Source organism: Micromonospora sp. CPCC 205558, assembly GCF_036902955.1.
Taxonomy (GTDB): Bacteria; Actinomycetota; Actinomycetes; order Mycobacteriales; family Micromonosporaceae; genus Micromonospora.
This window is the reverse complement of record NZ_JBAKHR010000007.1, coordinates 77,919-97,533: the sequence shown is the minus strand read 5'-3', so window position 1 is coordinate 97,533 and position 19,615 is coordinate 77,919. Positions and strand designations below refer to the sequence as shown.

Annotated in this window: 24 protein-coding genes and 2 pseudogenes; 12 read left to right on the top strand and 14 right to left on the bottom strand. The window is 70.4% G+C overall.

What is annotated here, in order from left to right; translation table 11 throughout:
* Positions 1–18 precede the first annotated feature (18 nt).
* From V6U86_RS09945 to V6U86_RS09920, 6 genes and pseudogenes are all read right to left on the bottom strand, one after another.
* Positions 19–606, bottom strand: coding sequence for a dihydrofolate reductase family protein (locus tag V6U86_RS09945; protein WP_334501102.1), 588 nt, complete (start codon positions 604–606; stop codon positions 19–21).
* 164 nt (positions 607–770) lie between these two features.
* Positions 771–1,832, bottom strand: a complete 1,062-nt coding sequence (locus V6U86_RS09940; protein WP_334501100.1) for a hypothetical protein — start codon at positions 1,830–1,832, stop codon at positions 771–773.
* Positions 1,829–2,182, bottom strand: a complete 354-nt coding sequence (locus V6U86_RS09935) for a PadR family transcriptional regulator (RefSeq protein ID WP_334501616.1) — start codon at positions 2,180–2,182, stop codon at positions 1,829–1,831. Before V6U86_RS09935 ends, V6U86_RS09940 begins: the two co-directional genes overlap by 4 nt.
* A 179-nt stretch (positions 2,183–2,361) precedes the next feature.
* On the bottom strand, positions 2,362–2,493 hold the full coding sequence (locus V6U86_RS09930; RefSeq protein WP_334501098.1) for a hypothetical protein: 132 nt from the start codon (positions 2,491–2,493) through the stop codon (positions 2,362–2,364).
* A gap of 27 nt (positions 2,494–2,520) precedes the next feature.
* Positions 2,521–2,679: pseudogene (locus V6U86_RS09925) on the bottom strand (recombinase family protein); the annotation flags it as partial.
* 119 nt (positions 2,680–2,798) lie between these two features.
* Positions 2,799–3,797: a GlxA family transcriptional regulator gene (locus V6U86_RS09920; protein ID WP_334501096.1), complete on the bottom strand. Its 999-nt coding sequence runs from the start codon at positions 3,795–3,797 to the stop codon at positions 2,799–2,801.
* A 70-nt stretch (positions 3,798–3,867) separates the two neighbouring features.
* Here V6U86_RS09920 and V6U86_RS09915 point away from each other — a divergent pair, with 70 nt between their 5' ends.
* Positions 3,868–4,848, top strand: coding sequence for an NADP-dependent oxidoreductase (locus V6U86_RS09915; RefSeq protein ID WP_334501094.1), 981 nt, complete (start codon positions 3,868–3,870; stop codon positions 4,846–4,848).
* Positions 4,849–4,911: 63 nt separating this feature from the next.
* On the opposite strand, the pseudogene V6U86_RS33360 reads toward V6U86_RS09915, so the two are convergent.
* Together V6U86_RS33360 and V6U86_RS09910 are read right to left on the bottom strand one after the other, a co-directional pair.
* Positions 4,912–4,974: pseudogene (locus tag V6U86_RS33360) on the bottom strand (hypothetical protein); the annotation flags it as partial.
* Positions 4,971–5,234, bottom strand: coding sequence for a DUF4158 domain-containing protein (locus V6U86_RS09910; RefSeq protein ID WP_334501092.1), 264 nt, complete (start codon positions 5,232–5,234; stop codon positions 4,971–4,973). The gene V6U86_RS09910 and the pseudogene V6U86_RS33360, both read right to left, overlap by 4 nt.
* Before the next feature lie 296 nt (positions 5,235–5,530).
* Here V6U86_RS09910 and V6U86_RS09905 point away from each other — a divergent pair, with 296 nt between their 5' ends.
* Both V6U86_RS09905 and V6U86_RS09900 read left to right on the top strand, forming a co-directional pair.
* The gene (locus tag V6U86_RS09905; RefSeq protein ID WP_334501090.1) at positions 5,531–6,190 is read left to right on the top strand and encodes an HAD family hydrolase; all 660 of its coding nucleotides are present in this window, start codon (positions 5,531–5,533) and stop codon (positions 6,188–6,190) included.
* Between the two features lie 70 nt (positions 6,191–6,260).
* Positions 6,261–6,809 carry an NUDIX hydrolase gene (locus V6U86_RS09900; protein WP_334501088.1) on the top strand — a complete coding sequence of 183 codons (549 nt, stop codon included), beginning with the start codon at positions 6,261–6,263 and terminating at the stop codon, positions 6,807–6,809.
* On the opposite strand, the gene V6U86_RS09895 is transcribed toward V6U86_RS09900, so the two are convergent.
* The 3 genes from V6U86_RS09895 to V6U86_RS09885 form a co-directional block, all read right to left on the bottom strand.
* Positions 6,810–7,460, bottom strand: a complete 651-nt coding sequence (locus V6U86_RS09895; protein ID WP_334501086.1) for a DUF6518 family protein — start codon at positions 7,458–7,460, stop codon at positions 6,810–6,812.
* A 115-nt stretch (positions 7,461–7,575) separates the two neighbouring features.
* Complete coding sequence (locus V6U86_RS09890) at positions 7,576–8,037, bottom strand: HNH endonuclease (protein ID WP_334501084.1); 462 nt, start codon at positions 8,035–8,037, stop codon at positions 7,576–7,578.
* Positions 8,038–8,070: 33 nt separating this feature from the next.
* Complete coding sequence (locus V6U86_RS09885; protein ID WP_334501082.1) at positions 8,071–9,003, bottom strand: LysR family transcriptional regulator; 933 nt, start codon at positions 9,001–9,003, stop codon at positions 8,071–8,073.
* A gap of 127 nt (positions 9,004–9,130) precedes the next feature.
* On the opposite strand from V6U86_RS09885, the gene V6U86_RS09880 reads away from it, so the two are divergent.
* A complete protein-coding gene (locus tag V6U86_RS09880; RefSeq protein WP_334501080.1) occupies positions 9,131–10,384 on the top strand; it encodes an MFS transporter in 1,254 nt (417 codons plus the stop codon).
* Complete coding sequence (locus tag V6U86_RS09875) at positions 10,384–10,950, top strand: GNAT family N-acetyltransferase (protein ID WP_334501078.1); 567 nt, start codon at positions 10,384–10,386, stop codon at positions 10,948–10,950. Before V6U86_RS09880 ends, V6U86_RS09875 begins: the two co-directional genes overlap by 1 nt.
* Before the next feature lie 99 nt (positions 10,951–11,049).
* On the opposite strand, the gene V6U86_RS09870 is transcribed toward V6U86_RS09875, so the two are convergent.
* On the bottom strand, positions 11,050–11,790 hold the full coding sequence (locus V6U86_RS09870) for an SDR family oxidoreductase (protein WP_334501076.1): 741 nt from the start codon (positions 11,788–11,790) through the stop codon (positions 11,050–11,052).
* Positions 11,791–11,924: 134 nt separating this feature from the next.
* Here V6U86_RS09870 and V6U86_RS09865 point away from each other — a divergent pair, with 134 nt between their 5' ends.
* Positions 11,925–12,407 carry an RrF2 family transcriptional regulator gene (locus V6U86_RS09865; RefSeq protein ID WP_334501074.1) on the top strand — a complete coding sequence of 161 codons (483 nt, stop codon included), beginning with the start codon at positions 11,925–11,927 and terminating at the stop codon, positions 12,405–12,407.
* Between the two features lie 34 nt (positions 12,408–12,441).
* Here the strand turns inward: V6U86_RS09865 and V6U86_RS09860 are convergent, their stop codons facing one another.
* Positions 12,442–13,995 (bottom strand): ArnT family glycosyltransferase, encoded by a 1,554-nt coding sequence (locus tag V6U86_RS09860; RefSeq protein ID WP_334501071.1) that lies wholly within the window; start codon positions 13,993–13,995, stop codon positions 12,442–12,444.
* Positions 13,996–14,117: 122 nt separating this feature from the next.
* On the opposite strand from V6U86_RS09860, the gene V6U86_RS09855 reads away from it, so the two are divergent.
* From V6U86_RS09855 to V6U86_RS09835, 5 genes are all read left to right on the top strand, one after another.
* A complete protein-coding gene (locus tag V6U86_RS09855; protein ID WP_334501068.1) occupies positions 14,118–15,149 on the top strand; it encodes an aldo/keto reductase in 1,032 nt (343 codons plus the stop codon).
* Positions 15,146–15,652 (top strand): DinB family protein, encoded by a 507-nt coding sequence (locus V6U86_RS09850; RefSeq protein WP_334501066.1) that lies wholly within the window; start codon positions 15,146–15,148, stop codon positions 15,650–15,652. The genes V6U86_RS09855 and V6U86_RS09850 overlap by 4 nt, the downstream gene beginning before the upstream one ends.
* A gap of 24 nt (positions 15,653–15,676) precedes the next feature.
* A complete protein-coding gene (locus tag V6U86_RS09845) occupies positions 15,677–16,270 on the top strand; it encodes a GNAT family N-acetyltransferase (protein ID WP_334501064.1) in 594 nt (197 codons plus the stop codon).
* A gap of 492 nt (positions 16,271–16,762) precedes the next feature.
* Entirely contained in the window at positions 16,763–17,530 is a 768-nt protein-coding gene (locus V6U86_RS09840) for a DUF5753 domain-containing protein (protein WP_334501062.1), read from the top strand.
* On the top strand, positions 17,521–17,730 hold the full coding sequence (locus tag V6U86_RS09835; RefSeq protein ID WP_334501060.1) for a DUF397 domain-containing protein: 210 nt from the start codon (positions 17,521–17,523) through the stop codon (positions 17,728–17,730). Before V6U86_RS09840 ends, V6U86_RS09835 begins: the two co-directional genes overlap by 10 nt.
* A gap of 66 nt (positions 17,731–17,796) precedes the next feature.
* Here the strand turns inward: V6U86_RS09835 and V6U86_RS09830 are convergent, their stop codons facing one another.
* A complete protein-coding gene (locus V6U86_RS09830) occupies positions 17,797–19,029 on the bottom strand; it encodes an MFS transporter (RefSeq protein WP_334501058.1) in 1,233 nt (410 codons plus the stop codon).
* Positions 19,030–19,097: 68 nt separating this feature from the next.
* Between V6U86_RS09830 and V6U86_RS09825 the strand changes: the two genes are divergently transcribed.
* On the top strand, positions 19,098–19,601 hold the full coding sequence (locus V6U86_RS09825) for a MarR family winged helix-turn-helix transcriptional regulator (RefSeq protein WP_334501056.1): 504 nt from the start codon (positions 19,098–19,100) through the stop codon (positions 19,599–19,601).
* The last annotated feature ends 14 nt before the right edge of the window (positions 19,602–19,615 follow it).

The following is a 19,615-nucleotide window of genomic DNA, read 5'->3' as shown; positions in this document are numbered from 1 at the left end:
TCACACCTGTCCCCGTGGTCATCGCCTCGTCTCGTACCGGGTCAGCACGACGCCGCCGGGAAATGTCCGCGTTTCCACGAGGTTGAGGTGCACCCAGGTGTCCAGGGCGGTGAAGAACGGCGTGCCGCCGCCCACCAGGACCGGATGAGTGACCAGCATGTACTCGTCGATCAGCCCGGCCCGCATGGCCGCCCCGGCGAGCGTCGCGCCGGCGATGTCGATCGGGCCGGTGTCCGCTGTCTTGAGCCGGGTGATCTCGGTAACTGCGTCGCCGGTGACCAGGCGGGTGTTCCAGTCGACAGTGTTGATCGTCGAGGAGAACACCACCTTCGGCATGTCCCGCCAACGGCGGGCGAACTCGATCTCCGCCGGTGTGGCGCCGGGCTGCTGGTCGGCGGTCGGCCAGTGGGAACTCATGTTCTCCCACAGCTTGCGCCCATACAGCGACAGGCCCGTCGCCCCCACCCGGTCGGACCACCACTGGAACAGTTCGCCGCTCGCCGACGAGTTCGAGCCGTCACCACCACTCCAGCCGAGGTCGTCGCCGGGTGCGGCGATGTAGCCGTCCAGGCTCACATTCATGCCAAAGGTCAGTTTCCCCATCATGCCCGCCTCTCGTTAGTCGATCTCGTACGTACAGACGGGCGCGGCGCGGAAACCTAATCGGTGCACGGTCCGCTTCTTCGATCTCGCTGTCCGGCTGGAGTTCGCCTCGGTACTCGGGTCGCTCTCGCCTTCTTCCCGTTTGCCGCCCGGGATGTAGATGCCGATCAGGTCACCGTTGCGGTGGGCCGCGCTTCGCGCTGGCGGCGGCTCATGGCGGCTACGACCAGGATCGCAAGTCCCATGGCCAGCGCTCCGTGCAATTGTTGGGCGCGGTGATTGAGAAAGAGCCAGAAGTAGGCCGGGTCAGCCGGTTGGGCTTCAGATCCGGGGAAGGCCAGGTCGGCCAGCGTTTCATACAGGCCGATGGTGGGTCCGGCGGCGAGCCACAGCGCGGTGAGGCCGAGAGCGACGACGGTCAGCCGGCGAGACAATGTTCGGCGTCGCAAGCGATACCCGGCCCAACCGGTGAGGAGCCAGCCGATGACGGCGCCGACGAGTCCGCCCAGCATGATCGCCACCGGTTCCCAGCGCGGCCCGGTGACCCCAAGGTGAGTCGCCAGACTGGTACCCACCTCACCGGGCGTCAGAATAGTGACGGCGGATACGGTGACGACGGCGCCATCCTTGATCGCGTGGAACTCTTCAGAGGCCGCCTCCAGCTGCCTGCCACCTCGGATGACCGGGGCGCCGGAGTACATCTCGCTGCCGCCAGGGGTCCAGCCCTCGGCCCGCAGGCGGGCCTTCGCTGCTTCGAGCGTCCAATCTGATGACTGCTCGTCGGCGACGTTGACACCATTGCGTTGGGGATTTCCCAGCCAGTCCTGACGACTGAGTTCAGGTGCCCGCAATGGGACACCCCGAACCGTTTCGGCAGTGTGGATGGCCGATGCGTCGGACGGCAGCACGGCCGCCTGCCAGGCCAGCCACGAGCCCACGCCTGCTCCTACGGCTCCGAGGATCACGGCCGATAGCACGGCCGCCACCACCGCCATACGGCCGATCGGCAGCCGGAACCACTGCCGCACCGCCCCGCGAACCAAATCCACCACGTCGGCGCGGGCGGGAATCCGACGGTCCGGCTCGGCGGAGTCCATCAGCACGGCGAGGATCTCCTCGCCGTGGGCGCGGCGGTACCCGATCGGATATGCCCACAGCAGCCGCCGGTACCAGCGTTCCAGCCGAACGTGCGCCGGCAGCTCCCGCATGACCTCCCCCGAGGCGGTCATGGGCGAGCCCCGAACGGGGTGGCCGTGAATCCGAACGCCACGTTCGGTCGCGCCTGCAGTCGGCTTTCCGCCGCCTCCGCATGCTTGCGCAGGCGGCGGGCTTGCTCGGCAAGCTTGCCGGCGCCCGCGTCGGTGAGCCGGTAGTAGCGACGAAGCCGCCCGTCGACGATCTCCTGCCGGTCGACCATGACGAGTTCCTGCTCCACCAGGCGGTCGAGGGCTCCGTAGAGGGTGCCGGCCCGTAGCTTCACCGTTCCCTCGGAGAGTTCGGCGACCTCCTGAGTCACCCCGTAGCCGTGCTTGGGCCCGGTCGCCAACGCGGTGAGGATCAAGAACGTCGGTTCCTGCATCGATGTCATACAGGTAGATTACGTTTGCCGGTATATACCGTCAACTTGTGTCTGAAGATGCACCCATCGCCACCGCCAACGCGACTCGACGCAGCTCGACCCTCTCGGCTCGTCAGGGTTGTGGCACGGCCCTTGAGGACCAACGGCAGTGGATCCGGCGCTAAGCGTTGAAAGCCTGGTCAGCTGCGTGACGACGGCTCGGGTGTGGGGGTTCGAGCGCTGTCGGTGCGGATGTTGCGGTAGATCGTCATGGGGGTGACGCCGCAGGAGGCGGCGATTTCGGACATGGTGAACTGGCGGCCGTCGTACATCCGCTGCGCCTTGTTGATCAGGGTGTCGCCGGGGCGCAGGTCGGCCAGGCATGCCTGCCATTGGAGGCGGCCGGCCTTGGTGCCGGTTGCGACATCCTTGTAGATCTTGAGGCAACCTTCAGCGGCGAGTGCGTCGAGCTGAAGCTGCGGATCCTGGTAGGCGGTACCGACTCGGGCGTACCCGATCTTGTGTCTCGGTTTTGGTGGAGCGCGATGCTGGGCCGATGCTCCACGGCGTAGATCCAGGCCGGGCCTATCGGAAACGGTCGTTTACGTGAGACGCAGCAGCACGATCATTGTCCGCGCTATCGGCTGTCACGACTCAACCCCGAGGTCATCGGGACCGGGGCCCGAAACGTGCGCCGGTAGTGCTGCGGCGTGACTCTCAGCACCGCGTGCATGTGTTGTCGTAGCAGGGTGGCGCTGCCGAAGCCTGCCTCGGTGGCGATCCGTTCCACGGGCAGGTCGGTGCTCTCCAGCAGGGTCCGGGCGCGGTCGATGCGCCGGGCGATCAGCCACTGCAACGGTGTCACGCCCATCTCGGCGACGAAGCGTCGGCTGAAGGTCCGCTTGGTCATGGTGGCGTGCTCGGCGAGGTCGGCCAGGGAGAGTGGCTGGTCCAGCCGGCCCAGCGCCCACGTCCGGGTCGGGCCGGTTCCCTCCTGCGACGCAGGCGGGGTCGGATGGGCGATGAACTGGGCCTGGCCGCCGTCTCGCCAGGGGGCCACTACGCAGCGGCGGGCGGCTTCGTTGGCGATCGTCGCTCCGTGGTCGGTGCGCACGATGTGCAGGAACAGGTCGATACCGGCCGCCGCTCCCGCCGAGGTCAGGACACGACCGGCATCCACGAACAGCACGTCCGGGCGCACCTCGACGGCGGGGAACAGTGCGGCGAGCCGGTCGCTCAGCGCCCAGTGGGTGGTCGCCGCGAGCCCGTCGAGGAGGCCGGCGGCGGCAAGGGCGAACGCTGACGTACAGGTGCTCACCACGCGGGTGGCCGGGTCCAGGGTCTGCAGCGCCTCCACGACCCGGGGGTCGGACTCGCCGGTGGCGAGCATGGCGGTGGATGGCTCCTGGGTGGCGACCACGACCGTGTCGGCCTCGGCGAGCGCGCGGCGGCCGTGGTGCGCCTGGATCGTGAATCCGGCGTTGGTGCGGACCTGCTGGTCGTCGAGAGAGCAGGTGACGATTTCGTACAGCGGCCGGCCGGCCGCGTCGTACGCCTCGCTGAGCACCCGGGCCGGGATGCCAAGGTCGAACGGGATGACGCCGTCGAGGGCGAGCACGGCAACGCGATGGGCCATGGCACGAATCTTACGCACAATGTCATTCAAGACGCTGTTGAAGGGCGGCTGCGGTATTGAGACTGGGATCATGAGCGAGAACAGCACCATGAACGCAATCCGTCAGCACACATTCGGTGGCCCCGAGGTCCTGTCCGTCGAACGCGTCGAGCGTCCCGCACCCCTGCCCACCGAGGTGCTGGTCCGGGTGCACGCCGCTGGCATCAACCCGGTCGACTGGAAGACCCGCGGTGGCACCGGCATGGCTGGGGTGCTCGGCGCGCCGCCGTTCGTCCTGGGCTGGGATGTCGCCGGTGTGGTCGAGGAGGTCGGGTTCGGCGTTACCACCCTGGTCCCGGGCGACCGGGTCTACGGGATGCCCTGGTTCCCGCGGGCCGGCGGCGGTTACGCCGAGTACGTCACCGCGCCGTCGCGCCAGTTCGCCAAGATGCCCGCCGGCAGTACGTTCGAGCAGGCGGCCGCGGTGCCTTTGGCCGGGCTGACCGCGTGGCAGGCGCTGGTGGACACCGCCGACGTGCGGCCGGGGCAGCGGGTGTTGATCACCGCCGCAGCCGGTGGGGTGGGGCATTTGGCGGTGCAGTTCGCCAAGCATCTGGGCGCGTACGTGATTGCGGTGGCAGGCTCGCGCAACCAGCAGTGGCTCACCGAACTGGGCGCCGACGAGGTCGTCGACTACACCACCGGCCGCTTCGAGAAAGAGGTCAGCGACATCGACGTGGTGCTCGACCTAGTCGGCGACGCGTACGACGCCACCAGCACCCGCTCCATCAAGACGCTGCGCCCGGGCGGGCTGCTAGTGGCCGTGCCGGCCGGGGTCTCGCCGGAGCTGGCCGTGGCCGCCATCGCCGCCGGAGTGGGTGTCACCGGCTTCCTGGTCGAGCCGGATGGTCCGGCGTTGGCGCGGATCGCCGCGCTGATCGGGGAGGGCGCCGTCACCGTCGAGGTCGCCAAGGTCCTGCCGCTGGCCGAGGTCGCCACCGCCCACCGCGAAGGCGAGCAGGGCCACACCCGCGGAAAGATCGTGCTCCGCATCGCCGACGATCGGGCATAGCCCTTCCTGGTGCAGCTCGCCCTTGCGGCCGTGGAAGACGTGCCGGCCCAGGCCGTGGCGCTGCTCTTGCAGGTTGCGCATGCCCTTGAGGTGCCGACGGTAGCCGGGGTCGGCGGCGAAGGTCAGTACGTGCAGGGTCTTGAAGATGCGTCCGCGGCGACGAACAACGCCTTCGGCCCGTCACCGGTCGTCCACGCCCGCCGATCCAACCACTCGACCAGCTGCTCCTGCGCCGACGTGAACGACACGAAGCCGCCAACCTGCGCGATCTCCCACTGATGATCCAGCCGGGTCTTCTCCCGCTCGGTGTACCGCTTCACACACGACGGATCAGCCACCTCGACCTGCGCCGCGACGTAATCCAGCACCACCAACGGCACATCCATGAACATCAACAGAGCAGCGGCTTAGTGCCGGATCCACTGCCGTTGGTCCCCAGGGGCCGGCACCCGCAGGCCGGCAGTCCAAAACCTGGTGCCAGTGGTGCTCGGACGTGGCAGTGATTTATTGGATTGCCGGTAACAGTAATTCGATAAATCACTGCCACAAAACGGGCATACCGTGCGTGCATCATAATGACAGTTCTTGTGCGTAATGCATCAGGTTGGTGCCCTCGGGGTGGCGCTTAGCCCGTGTCCTGATTGCCCGAGTGCCCAACGCCTGACGGGTAATGTCTCGATGCATGATCCGTGGAGCGGTGTTCTTTGATGTCGATGGAACGCTCACGCCGACCAGCAGCGGCCAGCACCTCGCCGAGCTCGTCGGCAATGCCAAGGAGATCGCACAAATACAAGCCGGCTACGCAGCCGGCACCTTAAGCAGTGACGAGTCTTGCGTGCTCGAGGCTCGTGGGTGGGCAAGCAGGACACCCGCTGAAGCTCAGGCGTTTCTGGAGTCGATGCCGCTGGTGGACGGCATAGCGGAGACGGTTTCGTGGTGCCGGGCACACTCGCTCGTGCCTGTGCTGGCCACGCTGGCGTGGGACTTCGTCGGCACCTACCTGTGCAGCTGCTTCGGCTTCGACCGAGCGTGCGGGCCACGGTTGCAGATAGTCGACGGCCGCTACAGCGGCGAGGTCGCCGAGCAGTTCGACGAGCACGCCAAGCGCGATTTCGCCGTCAGGGTGGCCGCCGAGTTGGGCGTCGACCTCCGGCATTGCGCGGCCATCGGCGACGGGCGATCGGATGTGCCGCTGTTCGGCGTGGTCGGCTGTGCCATCGCGTTCAACGCAACCCCCGAAGCTCGTGCCGCCGCCAGCGCAACGGTCAACGGCCCTGACCTCCACGCCGTCGTGCCCGGCCTGAGCGCCTGGCTGGAGACCATCGCCTTGCCCGTCAACTGACAAACGCTGGGAGAAGCGTCCTCCCGGAACTTGCGCGCCCGGAGCCCTGCTTGCTTGTTTCTGGGTGTGCATGTCGACGCAGTGCAGTACGCGCGGCGGGCAGCTACCGAGGCGTGGATCGCGGGATCCTGTCAGTGTGATCGCACAACGGCTCAGGGTCGCCGCGTACGCGGTGTGTTTGCGAGACGATCGTCTGCTGCTCGCCCGCTGGGTCTCACCAGACCGGACGCGGCGGCACTGGACGCTACCCGGCGGAGGGGTCGAGCACGCCGAGGATCCGTTCGACGCCGTCGTGCGGGAGGTGGCCGAGGAGACGGGGTACGAGGCGCAGGTCGAGCTGCTGCTCGGTGTGAACTCGCGGACCCGGACCGTCGAGAGTTACGACGGCGGGGTTGTCGACCTGCACACGTTGGCTGTCTTCTACCGGGCTCGGATCGCGGGCGGTGAGCTGCGATCCGAGACGGACGGCACGACCGACCTGGCGCAATGGGTGCCGCTGGCACAGGTCGCCACCCTGGAGCGTTCCGTGGTCGTCGACATCGGGCTTGACCTGCATCGCAACACACCGCCAACGGGGCACGGGGAGCCCATTCGCAGGACGGGGCTGATGCGGCACTGATCAGCTGCCGAAGCCGGCAACGGTGTACGCGGCGAAGCCGAGCACCGCGAGTGCCGTTGCCGCGGCGAGCGCGCGCAGACGTACCCGGTTGGTCCGAGCGACCACCAGGATCAGTGCGACGCCGAGCGCCGCTTCGATCACCGCGGTCTGCAGGCTGTCGGTGCGGTAGTGCGAGTCATGGCCGGGTTGCGCGCTGCGGTTGACCAGCATGGCCGCCTCGGCGAGCAGGACCGCGCCGGGCATGGCCACGGCGATCGCTCGAACCCACGGTTGCCCGTAGCGGCTCAGCCCACCCGCCACCCCGAAGAGTGCGCCGGCGAGGACCCCGAACAACAGCCACACCAACGTCGTCGGGGACCACAGGTTCTGCGCGCTGTCGTCCAACAGGACGACAGCCGCGACGTAGTACACCTCCACGGCGACGACCAGCAGCACGATCCCGGCGAACGCGGACCGCCGCCAGTCGGCGCGGAGCCACCATCCGATGGCGAACGCGCCGACCGCCCAGACGGCGCTGGAATTGGCCAGGTTCGCCCAGGGGTACGGCAGACCGAGCTGTAGCAACAGGTCCATCACGCCGAGAAGAACCCCACCGCCCACCACGGTGAGGACCCGATGGCGGCGCTGTACTTCACGATCAACTGTCGTCACGGGGCAAAACTGTCACACCGAGCCGCCGGGGACATCTGCCTAAGGATGGGTTTGTGGCCGGGCCGCATCCGCCGCACGGCCGGCTCCGTTCAGCGCTGCGCGTCGGGCGCGCGCGCTACGTGCGGCCGTACGAGGCGCGCGCCTGCGCCACCTCGGCGGCCTCGCGTTCACGCCACCGACGCTGCGCCTCCCGGTTGCAGGCCCGACAGACCCGCCGGTAGCGACCCGTCGCGTCATCGAGCTCACGGTCGTGGCCGTTGCGGCACTGTGCTGGCTGTGACCGGGTTCGGCAGGTTTCCGAGCGGCTGACCTGACGTAGGTGGGTTGGTTCGATGCAGTCGGCGGCCCCGCAGGTCTGGTCGACGTCGAGGGCAGGGTCGTAGTCACCGACGAGCACCACGTACGCGGCGATGTGCGCCCACGCGCGGCCGGCGACCTTCTGGTGGATCCCGCGTCGCGGCCCGTAGCCGTGGACGACGAGGCAGCCATTCTCGGTGCGATGCGAGCGCTGCAGCAGGTGCGCGCGCAGCGACTCCTCGGTGTGGTAGCGGGACAGTCCCTTCACGGCCGAGAGCACGGTGTCACCGTACCCACGTGTTGCGGCGTCGTCTCAACCCCAGGGAGGTAGCCAGACCTCCTCGGCGTCGGCTGCCTGCCCACGCCGGGCGTCGAGGTGCTGGCGCAGTGCGCGCAGCGCGGGGTGCGGGTTGTCGTCGCGCCAGATGAGTGACATGGGGTAGATCGGCGCCGGGCCGCGTACCGGTATGCGCCGCAGGTCGTAGCTGTCCGGCCACAGGTACCGGGTGCGTTCGCCGGCGAGGGTCGCCAACTCGGCGGAGTCGGCGATCTCGGCCAGCAGGGCCTCGTTGCCGAAGACCGGCCCGACCAGGTCGATGGTGAGACCGAACGCGGCGGCGAGTTCGTCGTAGTAGTCGGCCCATTCGGTGCCGGGGGCCATGCCGGGCATCCAGATGCGGTGCTCGGCGAGTTGCGCGGGTGTGACGGTACGGGCGTTGGCGAGTGGATGGCGTGGGCCGACCAGCAGCTCGTGGTGCTCGTCGATCACCCGTGTGGCCCTGATCGCGGCGGGCAGGTGGCGCGCGGCGACGGTGACGGCGTGGAAGGTGGCGTCGACCGTCCCCGCCTCGACGGCGGCCATCGCGGCGTGGACGTCGGCGTCGAGGGTGACCACGTCCAGCTCGATGCGGGGATGCGCGCGGTGGAAGTCCTGCAGCAGCACTGCCGGTGCGATGCGGCGGCTGTGGACGTCCACGCGCAGGGCACGCCGGCCGGGGCGTACGGAGGCGTCGGCGCGCGCCTCGGCCCGCAGCAGTTCCCGGGCGTGGGGCAGGAAGCTCTGGCCGTCGACGGTGAGGTGCGCGCCGCGAGCAGTGCGGGTGAACAGCCGCACGCCGAGGTCCTTCTCCAGTGCGCCGATGCGCTTGGAGACGGCCTGCTGGGTGATCGACAGCGTGGCGGCGGCGTCCTGGAACTGGCCGGCGTCCACGGCTGCGACGAAGGTGCGGACGGCGTCGAGGTTCACTCGACGAACCCTACTGACACAACGTCTGGTTGTGGCACGCCGCTCATCCGGTTGTTTGATCAACGGTCAGTGGCCTTGCTTTGATCTCGGCGGTCAACGACGAGTTGTGAGGAGCGGGAGGTGCGGCTTGTCCGCGAGGCGACCGCTGGGTCGGCGGTTCGGGTGGTTGTGGGCGTCGTACGCGGTCAGCGCCTACGGCTCCGGGCTGGGGTTCGGGGCATTGCCGTTGATCGCCGTGCTGGTGGTGCAGGCCAGCCCCGCCCAGGTGTCGGTGTTGGCCGCGCTGGGGCCGGCGGTCGGCGCGCTGATCGCGCTGCCGCTCGGGCCGTGGGTGGAGTTGCGCCGCAAGCGGCAGGTGATGGTCGCGATGGACCTCGTTCGGTTCGCGGTCCTGGTGACGATCCCTGTCGCGTACGCGCTGGGGAGGCTCAGCTTCGGGCAGTTGCTGGTCGTCTCGGCAGTGCTCGCCACCGCCAAGATCGCCTTCAACGCGGCCAGCGGCGCCTTCCTCAAGGCCCTCGTCCGACCGGACGACCTGCTGGTGGCGAACGCGCGGTTCGAGTCGACGACCTGGAGTTCCATCGCGGTCGGGCCGCCGCTGGGCGGCGCGGCGGTCGGCCTGTTCGGGCCGGTGGTCACCATCGTGGTCGACGCGCTCAGCTACCTGCTCTCCGCGCTGGGCATCGCGGCCATTCGCGGGCACGACGACCACCCCCGGCGCAGCGGCAGAACCCGGGTCCGGGCCGGCGACCTGCTGGACGGCTGGTGGCACCTGTTCGCCCACCCCGGCCTGCGGGCGCTCTACCTCAACCAGGTGCTCGTCAGCGGACTGATCATGGCCACCGAGCCGCTGCTGGCCGTACTCCTGCTCGGCGAGCTGGGTTTTCCACCCTGGCAGTACGGCCTGGCCTTCGCCGTTCCGTGCGTCGGCGGGCTCATCGGCTCACGTCTGGCCCGTCGGGTCGTGGAGCGCTACGGCCAGCAGCGGATCATCCGCACCGTGGGCACGCTGCGCGCGAGCTGGCTGATCGGCCTCGCCGTCGTCCAACCCGGCGTCGTCGGTCTCGCCACGGTGATTGCCGTCGAGTTCGCGATCATCATCAGCATGAGCCTGTACAACCCGGTGCTCGCCACGTACCGCCTGGAACAGACGCCGAAGGATCGCATCGTCCGCACGTTGTCGGCCTGGTCGATCGGCAGCAGCGCGACCATCGCCGTCCTCAGCGCGCTCGGTGGGCTGCTCGCCGAGGCCACCAGCCCCCGCGCGGCGATCATGGTCGCCGGGCTGGTGATCCTGGCGAGCCCGCTGCTGCTGCCCCGGCGGGTGGACGCCGCACGACCGGCACCGGAGCGCTCCGCCCGGGTCTCTACGCTCGCCTGATGTTCCAGCCGACCTACCCGATCCGCACCGCGCGGCTCACCCTGCGTCCGGTCACGATCGACGACCTCGACGACGTGTACGCGTATCAGCGCCGACCCGACGTCGTGCGCTGGATGCTCGGCGCGGAACCGCGTACCCGTGAGCAGTCACGGGTGTCGGTGCTCGCCATGGCGGGGGAGGACGCGTGGCGCGCGGAGGGTGACTGCCTGACCTCAGCCGTGGTCACCGACGCCGGGGTGATCGGGATCGTGGAGTTGGTGTGGCGCAGCCAGTTGGACCGTACCGCCGAAATCGGGTTCGTCTTCCACCCCGACCACGGCGGTCGCGGGTTGGCGACGGAGGCCGCCACCGCGGTGCTGGCCTGGGGGTTCGACGAGTTCGGGCTGCACCGGGTCTACGGCCGGTGCCACGCCAGCAACGAGGCCTCCGCCCGCCTGATGACCAGGCTGGGGATGCGTCGGGAGGCACACCACGTGCGGAGTTACCTGTTCGACGGGGAGTGGGCCGACCAGTTCGTCTTCGCGATCCTGGCCGACGAGTGGCGCTCCCGGGCCGCGCAAGACTGACGAGCGGCCACGCCCGCCGTGCGGGACCGATGAGCGGCCACGCCTGCCGTGCCGCCGCGGCGATCGACTGCCGCAGCGGCACGCGGGGCAACCAGCGACTCAGCCCTGGCGGCCGAGCCACTCCCGGTAGGCGGTGGGCGCGATGACGGCGTCGTCCCCTGCGATGAGGACGTCGCCGGACATGGCGGCGAACATTCCGGCGGTGTCGTCGATGGTCACGGTGCGCTGGTCGTCGCGGGCGGCGAGAGTGATCCGCCCGAGCTCGTCGAGGGTGAAGACGTCGGGCCCGGCGACGTTGCGGATGCCCTTGAGCGGCGCGCCCATGCTGACCTCGGCGACGGCCTGTGCCACGTCGGCGGCGCCCATCGGCTGCACCGGCGTGCTGGGCAGGCGGACGGTGGTGTCGTCGGCGGTCCAGGACATGATCGCGTCGACGAATTCGAAGAACTGGGTGGCCCGGACGATCGAGTACGGAACGGGACCGGCCTTGAGGATGTCCTCCTGGCGGGCCTTGGCGCGGTAGTAGTCCAGGCCGGGCACCTGGTCGACGCCGACGATGGAGAGGATCACCGCGTGGCCGACTCCCGCGTGCTCGGCGGCGGCCAGCAGGTTGTCCATGGTCGTCTGGAAGAAGGCGGGGGAGGCTTCGTCGAAGGTCGGCGAGTTCGTCAGGTTGACGACGACCTCGGCGCCGGCGAGCCCGTCGGCGAGGCCCTGCCCGGTGAGCAGGTCCACCCCGGTGGACGGCGAGAGCGGCACCGCCTCGTGGCCCGCGGCCTGCAAGATCTTGACGACCTGTGACCCGATGAGGCCGGTCCCGCCCAGTACCGCGATCTTCATGCCCGTGCACCTTCCCGTGACTGTGTGGTCGTTTGTCCGGCTGCCGAAGCGCCCGCCGAAACTCGGACCTCTTATGTCCGAGAACTATACTCGGATACAACGAGTCCGAGTAACGGGGTGGCTAGGGTGACGTCATGAAGATGTCCGGCGGGGTCGAGTGGGCGTTGCACTGCTGCGTGGTGCTCACGGTCACCAACGCGCCCGTTCCGGCCGCCAAGCTGGCGGAACTGCACGACGTCTCCAGCAGCTACCTCGCCAAGCAACTCCAGTCGCTGGCCCGCGCCGGCCTGATCCACTCCGTGCAGGGCAAGTCCGGCGGCTACGTGCTGACCCGCGCACCGGAGAGCATCACCCTGCTCGACGTGGTCCGGGCCGTCGACGGCCCCGGCCCGACCTTCGTCTGCACGGAGATCCGCCAGCGCGGCCCCTTCGCGACCCCGGCCGACGCCTGCACCACGCCATGTCCGGTCTCCCGGGCGATGTGGGCGGCCGAGGCCGCGTGGCATCAGGCGCTCGCCGCGGTCACGATCGCCGACCTCGCCCGCGACGTCGACGCCACCTCCGGCCCCGAGGCCCTGGTCGGCATCCAGGCCTGGCTGAGCAGCGGAACCGGCTGAAGCTGGCCAACCTGGCCACACCAGCGGCGCACGATCAGCCGGTGTGGCGTACCTCGGTGTCCCAGATCTGCGCCCACGGACGCCGCAGCCCCCGGCACACGTGGATCGGGCCGCCGTTCTCGTCGTTCTCCACCTCGACCCGCTGGTCCACCCGCCCGGCGAGCGTGCACTGCTCGAACCAGGCGCTCAGCTGGTCGGGGCGTTCCCAGCCGACGGCGATGACCACGTCCGCGTCGGCGGGCGGCCGACCGAAGTCGACCATGCTGTTGTGCCCGGAGTACGCCTGGGGCAGACCACGGGCCGGCCCGTACCGGGCCACCGCACCGGCCTCGCCGTAGTTGGCGGTGAGCACGACCGCCCGCGAACGCTCCTCGGGCGGCAATCCGCTGTGGACGGCGGCCAGGGAGTCGGCGAACGCCGGCCAACCGATCGTCTCGCCGGCGTCGTAGTTGACGTCGACCACGAAACCGGGCAACCGGTCGGCCGGCAGCACCGGCAGCAGCAGCACGATGTTGGGCAGCAGGAACGGCACCACGCCCAGCGCGAGCAGCCCTCGCCGCCACCAGAGCGACCCGCGCGAGGCCCACGCGACGGTGACCAGCGCCCCGGCGGCGGTGAGGACCAGCAGCAGCGGCGCGTCGTAGTAACCCTTGCCGCCGGCAACCAGCACGATGCCGACCACCACCAACCAGGCCCAGCCCACCGCCCGGTAGGCCCGCCAGTGCGGCCGGCGCAGCAGCGCCACGAGGCCGGCGATCCAGATGGGTACGGCGTACGGGCTGATGATGACGAACTGGAGGGTGAACGCGTCGAGCCGACCACTGTAGGAGCTGTCACCGTCGGAGATGGACGCGGCCACGCCGAGCTGCGGGAAGCCGTGCGACGCCTGCCAGATCAGGTTCGGTGCGGCCAGCAGCACGGTGATCCCGGCGGCGGCGAGCACCCACCGGTCGCGCAGCAGCCGACGCGGCCCGGCGATGAGCACCCCGGCGACCAGGCCCACGGCCAGCAACCCCGGCAGCAGCTTGCTGAGCATGCCCACACCGAGCGCCAGCCCGATGCCCAGCGCCCAACGGCTGTCACCGGTGCGCAGCAACCGCACCGCACACCACACCGCGACCAACCAGACCAGCAGGTCGACGGTGGTGGTGCTGAGCAGGTGACCACTGGCGAGCACGATGCCGGACAGCGCGGCGAGCACCGCCGCGACGAGCTGCGCGCCCCGGCCGCCGCCCAGCTCCCGGGCGATCGCGGCGACCAGCAGCACCGCGCCGCCGGCCAGCACCGCCGACGGGGTACGCAGCACCACCAGGTTGCCCGGGGCGATCGTGTCGAGCAGTCGAGCCAGCGCCGGGACCAGGGGGCCCTGGTCGACGTAGCCCCAGTCCAGGTGTCGGCCGGCGAGCAGGAAGTACAACTCGTCGCGGTGATAGCCGTAGCGGCCGGCGAGCAGCAGCAGCGTCACGGTGGTGGCGGCGGCCACCAGCCACGGGCCGCGCGTGCGCTCGCCGAGCTCCGGTGGCTGCGCCGGCGGTGGCGACTGTGCCGGCTGGTGAGGTCGGTCGATGTCGATCGCGGGCTCGCTCACCCGCTCATGATGACCCCCGGGGTCGCCGCGCGGGTGCCCGTGCCGGTGGCTGGTGGCCTCCATGTGCAGGTGGCCCAGCCGAGTGCGAAGATCGGCTTTGTCACTCGGACCGAAAGGACGATATGCGCTATCGCACTCTGGGCAACACCGGCACCGTGGTGTCGACCCTGTGTCTGGGCACGATGACCTTCGGCGCGGAGACCGACGAGGCCGGCAGCTTCGCCCAACTGGACCGGTTCGTCGAAGCCGGCGGCACCTTCATCGACACCGCTGACGTCTACTCCGCCGGCGTCTCCGAGGACATCGTCGGACGCTGGCTGCGCAGCCGACCCGACGTGCGTGACCGCCTGGTGATCGCCACCAAGGGCCGGTTCCCGATGGGCCCGGGGGCGAACGACGCCGGCCTGTCCCGCGTGCACCTCACCCGGGCCCTGGACGCCAGCCTGCGGCGCCTCGGCGTCGAGGCCGTCGACCTGTACCAGGCGCACGCCTGGGATCCGCTGACCCCGCTGCCGGAGACCCTGCGGTTCTTCGACGACGCGGTCAGCGCCGGCAAGATCCGCTACGCGGGGGTCAGCAACTTCACCGGTTGGCAGTTGCAGAAGGCCGCCCTGCTCACCCAGCACCTCAACCTCACCCCGATCGTGACCCTGCAACCGCAGTACAACCTGCTGGCCCGGGAGATCGAGTTCGAGTTGGTGCCGGTCTGCGAGAACGAGGGCATCGGCATCCTGCCGTGGTCACCGCTGGGTGGCGGTTGGCTGACCGGTAAGTACCAGCGCGACAGCACGCCCACCGGCACGACGCGCCTCGGCGAGAACCCGCAGCGCGGCGTCGAGGCGTACGCGGGTCGCAACGCCGAGGAGCGCACCTGGCGGGTGCTCGACGCGGTGCGCCAGATCGCCGGGGACCGTGGCGTGTCCATGTCGGCGGTGTCGTTGGCCTGGCTGGCGGCCCGACCGGCGGTCACCTCGGTGATCCTCGGCGCGCGGACCACCGAGCAGCTCGACGACAACCTGACCGCCGCCGACCTGGTCCTCGACGCCGAGCAGATGCGGCTGCTGGACGAGGCGAGCGCCCCGTTGGTGGGTGACTACCCGTACGGCGGGGCCGGTGTACGCCAGCGCGCCCGCGACCTACCGACCGGATCATGACGTCGTTCCCCGAGCCGACCAGCCCGGCCGGCAGCCGCACCGAGGTCTTCCTGCGTTACCTGGACTACTTCCGCGAGTCCCTGGTGGACAAGGTGTCGGCGCTGGCCGAGCCGGAGCTGCGGCGCAGTCGGCTGCCGTCCGGGTGGACCCCACTGGAGTTGCTCAAGCACCTGCGTCACGTCGAGCGGCGCTGGATCGAGTGGGGCTTCCAGGGTCGGGACGTCGCCGAGCCGTGGGGCGACCGCCGCGACGACCGCTGGTACGTCGCCCCCGACGAGACCCGCGCGGACCTGGTGGCGGCGCTGCGGGCGCAGGGCGCGCACACCACGGCCGTGGTGACGGCACACGACCTGGCCGAGATCGGTGCGCCGGGCCCGCGGTGGAACGGCGCGGACCCGGCGTCGCTGGAGCGGGTGCTGTTCCACCTGGTGCAGGAGTACGCCCGGCACCTGGGCCACCTCGACGTGGTCGCGGAACTCGCCGGAGGCCCGACCGGAGAGTGAGGCGGCCGGCTCGATAATGGGCTGATGCCGCTGCTCGTCGCACCAGCCCTGCCCGCCGGGAGCCTCGCCGCCCAGGAGCAACCCCACCTTCCGGTACGCCCCGGGCTGGCCCTGCGGCCGTGGCGCGGCGACGACGCCCCGGCCGTTCGGGCCGCCTTCGACTGTCCGGCGATCCAGCGATGGCACGTGCGCCGCCTCGACAGCGACGACGAGGCGCGGGCGTGGACGGCGCAGTGGGCCGGCCGTTGGCAGGCCGAGAGCGCCGCCAGTTGGGCCGTCGTCGACGCCGACGACCGGCCCGTCGGTCAGGTGGGGTTGCGCGATGTGCTGCTGACCGAGGCGTCGGCGCAGGTGTCGTACTGGGTGGCGCCCACCGCGCGAGGTCGGGGGGTCGCCACCGAGGCGCTGCTCGCGTTGACCGGGTGGAGCTTCACGGCGGCCGGGTTGCATCGGCTCGCCCTGGAGCACTCGACCGGCAACGCGGCGTCCTGCCGGGTGGCCGCGCAGGCCGGCTTCACCGAGGAGGGCGTGGCTCGCGGTTCAGTGCGCCACGCCGACGGCTGGCACGACATGCACCGGCACGCCCGGCTGGCGACGACTACGGCGGAGCCCAGGTAGGCGCGGCCGAGGTTCGCCGCGTTCGTCAACGGCATGCGAGCGGAGTGACCGGTGACCAGATGCCCATCCACTGTTCGGCACCCCACGCCTCGTACCGTTGCACCTCGGTGAACCCCAGCTTCGCCGCTAGCCGCATCGCCCGGTCGTTGGCGGTCTGGGTGCCGTCAGGTGGAGCAGCAGACCCGGCCGATCCCCGCGGTACTCGCCGAGCAGGCGCAGCTTCGCTGCCGAGCACGGCCACAGGATGCCGCAGACCGGGCAGCGCCACGAGGGGCGTAACGGGGAGTGCTTCGGACGTTCGGGCATCAGCCCACCCCCACGGTTACGCACCACCGAACCCGTGTGGACAGACAGGTCTGCAGTACCTCGTTCTGCACAGCTTCCTCCTTGTCGTAACGCCCTCTACAGGCACTTTGCCGGGGGTCGCTGGACAAACACACAGCGTTACGTAACCTCTTCATCTCAGCGGATTTGTTCTAGGGGAGGGACTGCATGAACCACGCCTTTGTCGCAGCACTGGCCGCGGCGGGTCACACCGCCGAGAGCTTGGCGGGTCAGCTCGGTGTGCACCCGAAGACCGTCGCCAGGTGGACAAGCCCGGGGCACATTCCCCAGAGCCGACACCGGGCCACCGTGGCGGGGCTGCTGGCGAAGGACACCGACGCGCTGTGGCCGGACGTGGTCCGTCGCCGTGAGCCGGTGTGGTTCCGGCCGTGGGTCGACCTGGAACGTGAGGCCGTGACGCTGCGGTCATTCCAACTCGCCTGGGTGCCCGGGCTGCTACAGACCGAGGCGTACGCCCGGGCGACCCTGGCCGGTGGGGTGCTGACGCCGGAGGCGGTCGCCGAGTTCGCCGAGGCGCGCATCAACCGGCAGGCGATTCTCGGCCGCAGCGGCGGGCCACTGCTGATCGCGGTGCTCGACGAGGGGGTGCTGAGGCAGCGCGTCGGCGACGACCGCGCGTTGATGGCGGCGCAACTGGCACGCCTGGTCGGCTACGCCGAGGCGGGCACCATCCAACTCCACATCGTCCCGGCGGACGCGCCCAGCTATCCCGGGCTCGACGGACCATTCACGATCGCCGACATGCCGGACGGGTCGCGGGTAGCGCACGTCGACAGCGCGGCACGGGCGCAGATCCTCGACCAAACGTCGGATCTTGTTAGCCTGGAACGGCGGTGGGAACGTATTCGCGGCGAGGCCCTGCCCCGAGGGCGTTCGTTGGAACTTCTCAGAGAAGCGGCAGCATCATGGACATGACCGGTGCCCGGTGGCGGAAGAGCACGAGGAGCGGCGGCAACGGCGGTGACTGTGTCGAGGTTGCCGACAACCTTCCGGGCGTCGTCCTCGTTCGTGACACGAAGGACCGCGACGGTGGCACGCTGACGTTCAGCCCGCAGTCGTGGCGTGGCTTCGTCGCGATGGCACGCGACGCCGCCCTGACCGACCACATCGTATGAATGGCTCCCGGCCGGCGCCGGGAGCCATTCATGCGGTCGGGGCCCGGGCGCCGCGCATCGGTCCGATCAACTGACGGAGGCGGGCTCGGCCGGTTGCGGTTGCCCGGTCGCCGGCCAGGTGAGGCGGCGTACGCCGGGGACGAGCGCGGTGCCCGCGCAGGAGGCCAGAACCAGCAGGCCCGCGACGGCCAGCGGGACGGGTGCGCCGAACGCGTCGGCGGCCAACGGCGCCAGCGCATAGCCCAGCGGCATGGCGCCCAGCGACACCAGCCAGTCGTACGAGGTGACCCGCGCCAGGACCTCGGGCGGGAAGTGGTGCTGCACGACGGTCTCCCACACCGGGTTGAGGTAGCCCAGGGCGGTCAGCGCCACCGCGTAGGCGGCGATCACCGCGGCGGCGGGCGCGGCGACGGCGAGCAGGAACAGCGGCGCGGCGTAGCAGGCCAGGCCGAGGTTGGCCAGCAGCACCGGCCGGTGCAGCCGGACCCGCCCGGCCAGCAGCGAGCCGGCGAGCATGCCGATCGCCCCGGCCTGCAGCAGCAGCACCCAGGTCGTCTCGCCGCCGAGTCGGTCGATGGCCACGGCCGGCCCGAGGGTCATGAGCACGGCGGCGGCGCCGTTCCACACGCCGTGCCCGAGCAGGCTGGTCCAGAACCAGTCGCGGGCGCGTACCTCGCCGAAGCCGTGCCGTAGGTCGGCGAGGACGGAACGGCGGGGCACCGGCACGTGGCGGACGCGCACCAGCGCGAGCAGGGTGGCGCTGAGCGCGAACGACGCGCCGTCGAGGATGAATGCCCAGCCGGGCCCGGCGGCCCAGATCAGCGCGCCGGCCAGCGCCGGCCCGGCGAGGCGGCTGGTGTTGGCGGTGATCCCCATCAGGGCGTTGGCGCGCTGCCGGTCGGCCGGTTCGACGGTGCCGGCTACCAGCGGAGACCCGGTCGGAATGGCGAACGCCGAGGCGACGCCGCCGAACGCGGAGGCCACCACCACTGTGGTCAACGACGGGTCGCCGCCGAGCAGCTCGACGCCGACCGCGACCTGGGTGGCGCAGCGGACCAGGTCGGCCAGCAGGGCGACCCGGCGGGCGTCGAACCGGTCGGCCACGACACCACCGAACGGCAGCAGGAGCAGGCGGGGGACGACCGCCGCGGCGAGGACGACGGCCAGCGCGCCCGTGGAGCCGGTGGCGCGCAGCACGGCAAGCGCCAGCGCGGCGGGCACCACCGCGTCGCCGATGGCGGAGATGCTGCGCCCCAGGAACAGCAGCCGGAAGGAGGGGTTGCGCAGTGGGTGAGCCATGAGCGGAGCTTAGTTTGACGTCGAATATTTCGGCAACGAATATTTCGGTGCTGCGGTAAGCTGGCGCGGTGACCACCACCCCCGACGCCGTCGACCAGCACATCGAGCGCTGGCTGCCCGTGGTGCCCGACCTCGACGCGGACGTCGAGGGGGCGGTCACCAGGATGATCCGACTGACCCGACATCTGCGGGCGGTCAAGGAGCGGGTCCTGGTCGATTTCGACCTGCCGGCCCACGAGTACGACACCCTGCACGCTCTGGCCGGGCGCGGTGGCCGGGCGGCCCCCTCGGATCTCGCCACGGATCTCGCGATGGCCCCGGCCTCGATCACCGCGCGAGTGGACACCCTGCTGCGGCGGGGCTTCGTGCGACGGACTCCGTCCACGGTGGACCGCCGGCGGGTGGATGTGGAGCTCACCGAGGCGGGTCAGGCCGCGTGGCGCGGGGCGATGGAGGTCCAGGGTGCGGAGGAGCACCGCCTGCTCGGCGCGCTCACCGCGACCGAGCGGCGACACCTCTCCGACCTGCTGCGCCGGGTGCTGCTCGTCGCCGAGCAGCCGCAGACCGACTGAGCGGGCGGGAAAAC

Bases quoted from the DNA above. Each gene is read 5' to 3' on its own strand.
- V6U86_RS09840 (WP_334501062.1), top strand. From the start codon at position 16,763: ATGAACCACGCCTTTGTCGCAGCACTGGCCGCGGCGGGTCACACCGCC.
- V6U86_RS09920 (WP_334501096.1), bottom strand. From the start codon at position 3,797: ATGGCCCATCGCGTTGCCGTGCTCGCCCTCGACGGCGTCATCCCGTTC.
- V6U86_RS09910 (WP_334501092.1), bottom strand. From the start codon at position 5,234: ATGGATGTGCCGTTGGTGGTGCTGGATTACGTCGCGGCGCAGGTCGAG.
- V6U86_RS09935 (WP_334501616.1), bottom strand. From the start codon at position 2,182: ATGCAGGAACCGACGTTCTTGATCCTCACCGCGTTGGCGACCGGGCCC.
- V6U86_RS09855 (WP_334501068.1), top strand. From the start codon at position 14,118: ATGCGCTATCGCACTCTGGGCAACACCGGCACCGTGGTGTCGACCCTG.
- V6U86_RS09945 (WP_334501102.1), bottom strand. From the start codon at position 606: ATGATGGGGAAACTGACCTTTGGCATGAATGTGAGCCTGGACGGCTAC.
- V6U86_RS09940 (WP_334501100.1), bottom strand. From the start codon at position 1,832: ATGACCGCCTCGGGGGAGGTCATGCGGGAGCTGCCGGCGCACGTTCGG.
- V6U86_RS09830 (WP_334501058.1), bottom strand. From the start codon at position 19,029: ATGGCTCACCCACTGCGCAACCCCTCCTTCCGGCTGCTGTTCCTGGGG.
- V6U86_RS09930 (WP_334501098.1), bottom strand. From the start codon at position 2,493: ATGTACGACGGCCGCCAGTTCACCATGTCCGAAATCGCCGCCTCCTGC.
- V6U86_RS09870 (WP_334501076.1), bottom strand. From the start codon at position 11,790: ATGAAGATCGCGGTACTGGGCGGGACCGGCCTCATCGGGTCACAGGTC.
- V6U86_RS09845 (WP_334501064.1), top strand. From the start codon at position 15,677: ATGCCGCTGCTCGTCGCACCAGCCCTGCCCGCCGGGAGCCTCGCCGCC.
- V6U86_RS09900 (WP_334501088.1), top strand. From the start codon at position 6,261: ATGTCGACGCAGTGCAGTACGCGCGGCGGGCAGCTACCGAGGCGTGGA.
- V6U86_RS09865 (WP_334501074.1), top strand. From the start codon at position 11,925: ATGAAGATGTCCGGCGGGGTCGAGTGGGCGTTGCACTGCTGCGTGGTG.
- V6U86_RS09850 (WP_334501066.1), top strand. From the start codon at position 15,146: ATGACGTCGTTCCCCGAGCCGACCAGCCCGGCCGGCAGCCGCACCGAG.
- V6U86_RS09915 (WP_334501094.1), top strand. From the start codon at position 3,868: ATGAGCGAGAACAGCACCATGAACGCAATCCGTCAGCACACATTCGGT.
- V6U86_RS09905 (WP_334501090.1), top strand. From the start codon at position 5,531: ATGATCCGTGGAGCGGTGTTCTTTGATGTCGATGGAACGCTCACGCCG.
- V6U86_RS09835 (WP_334501060.1), top strand. From the start codon at position 17,521: ATGGACATGACCGGTGCCCGGTGGCGGAAGAGCACGAGGAGCGGCGGC.
- V6U86_RS09875 (WP_334501078.1), top strand. From the start codon at position 10,384: ATGTTCCAGCCGACCTACCCGATCCGCACCGCGCGGCTCACCCTGCGT.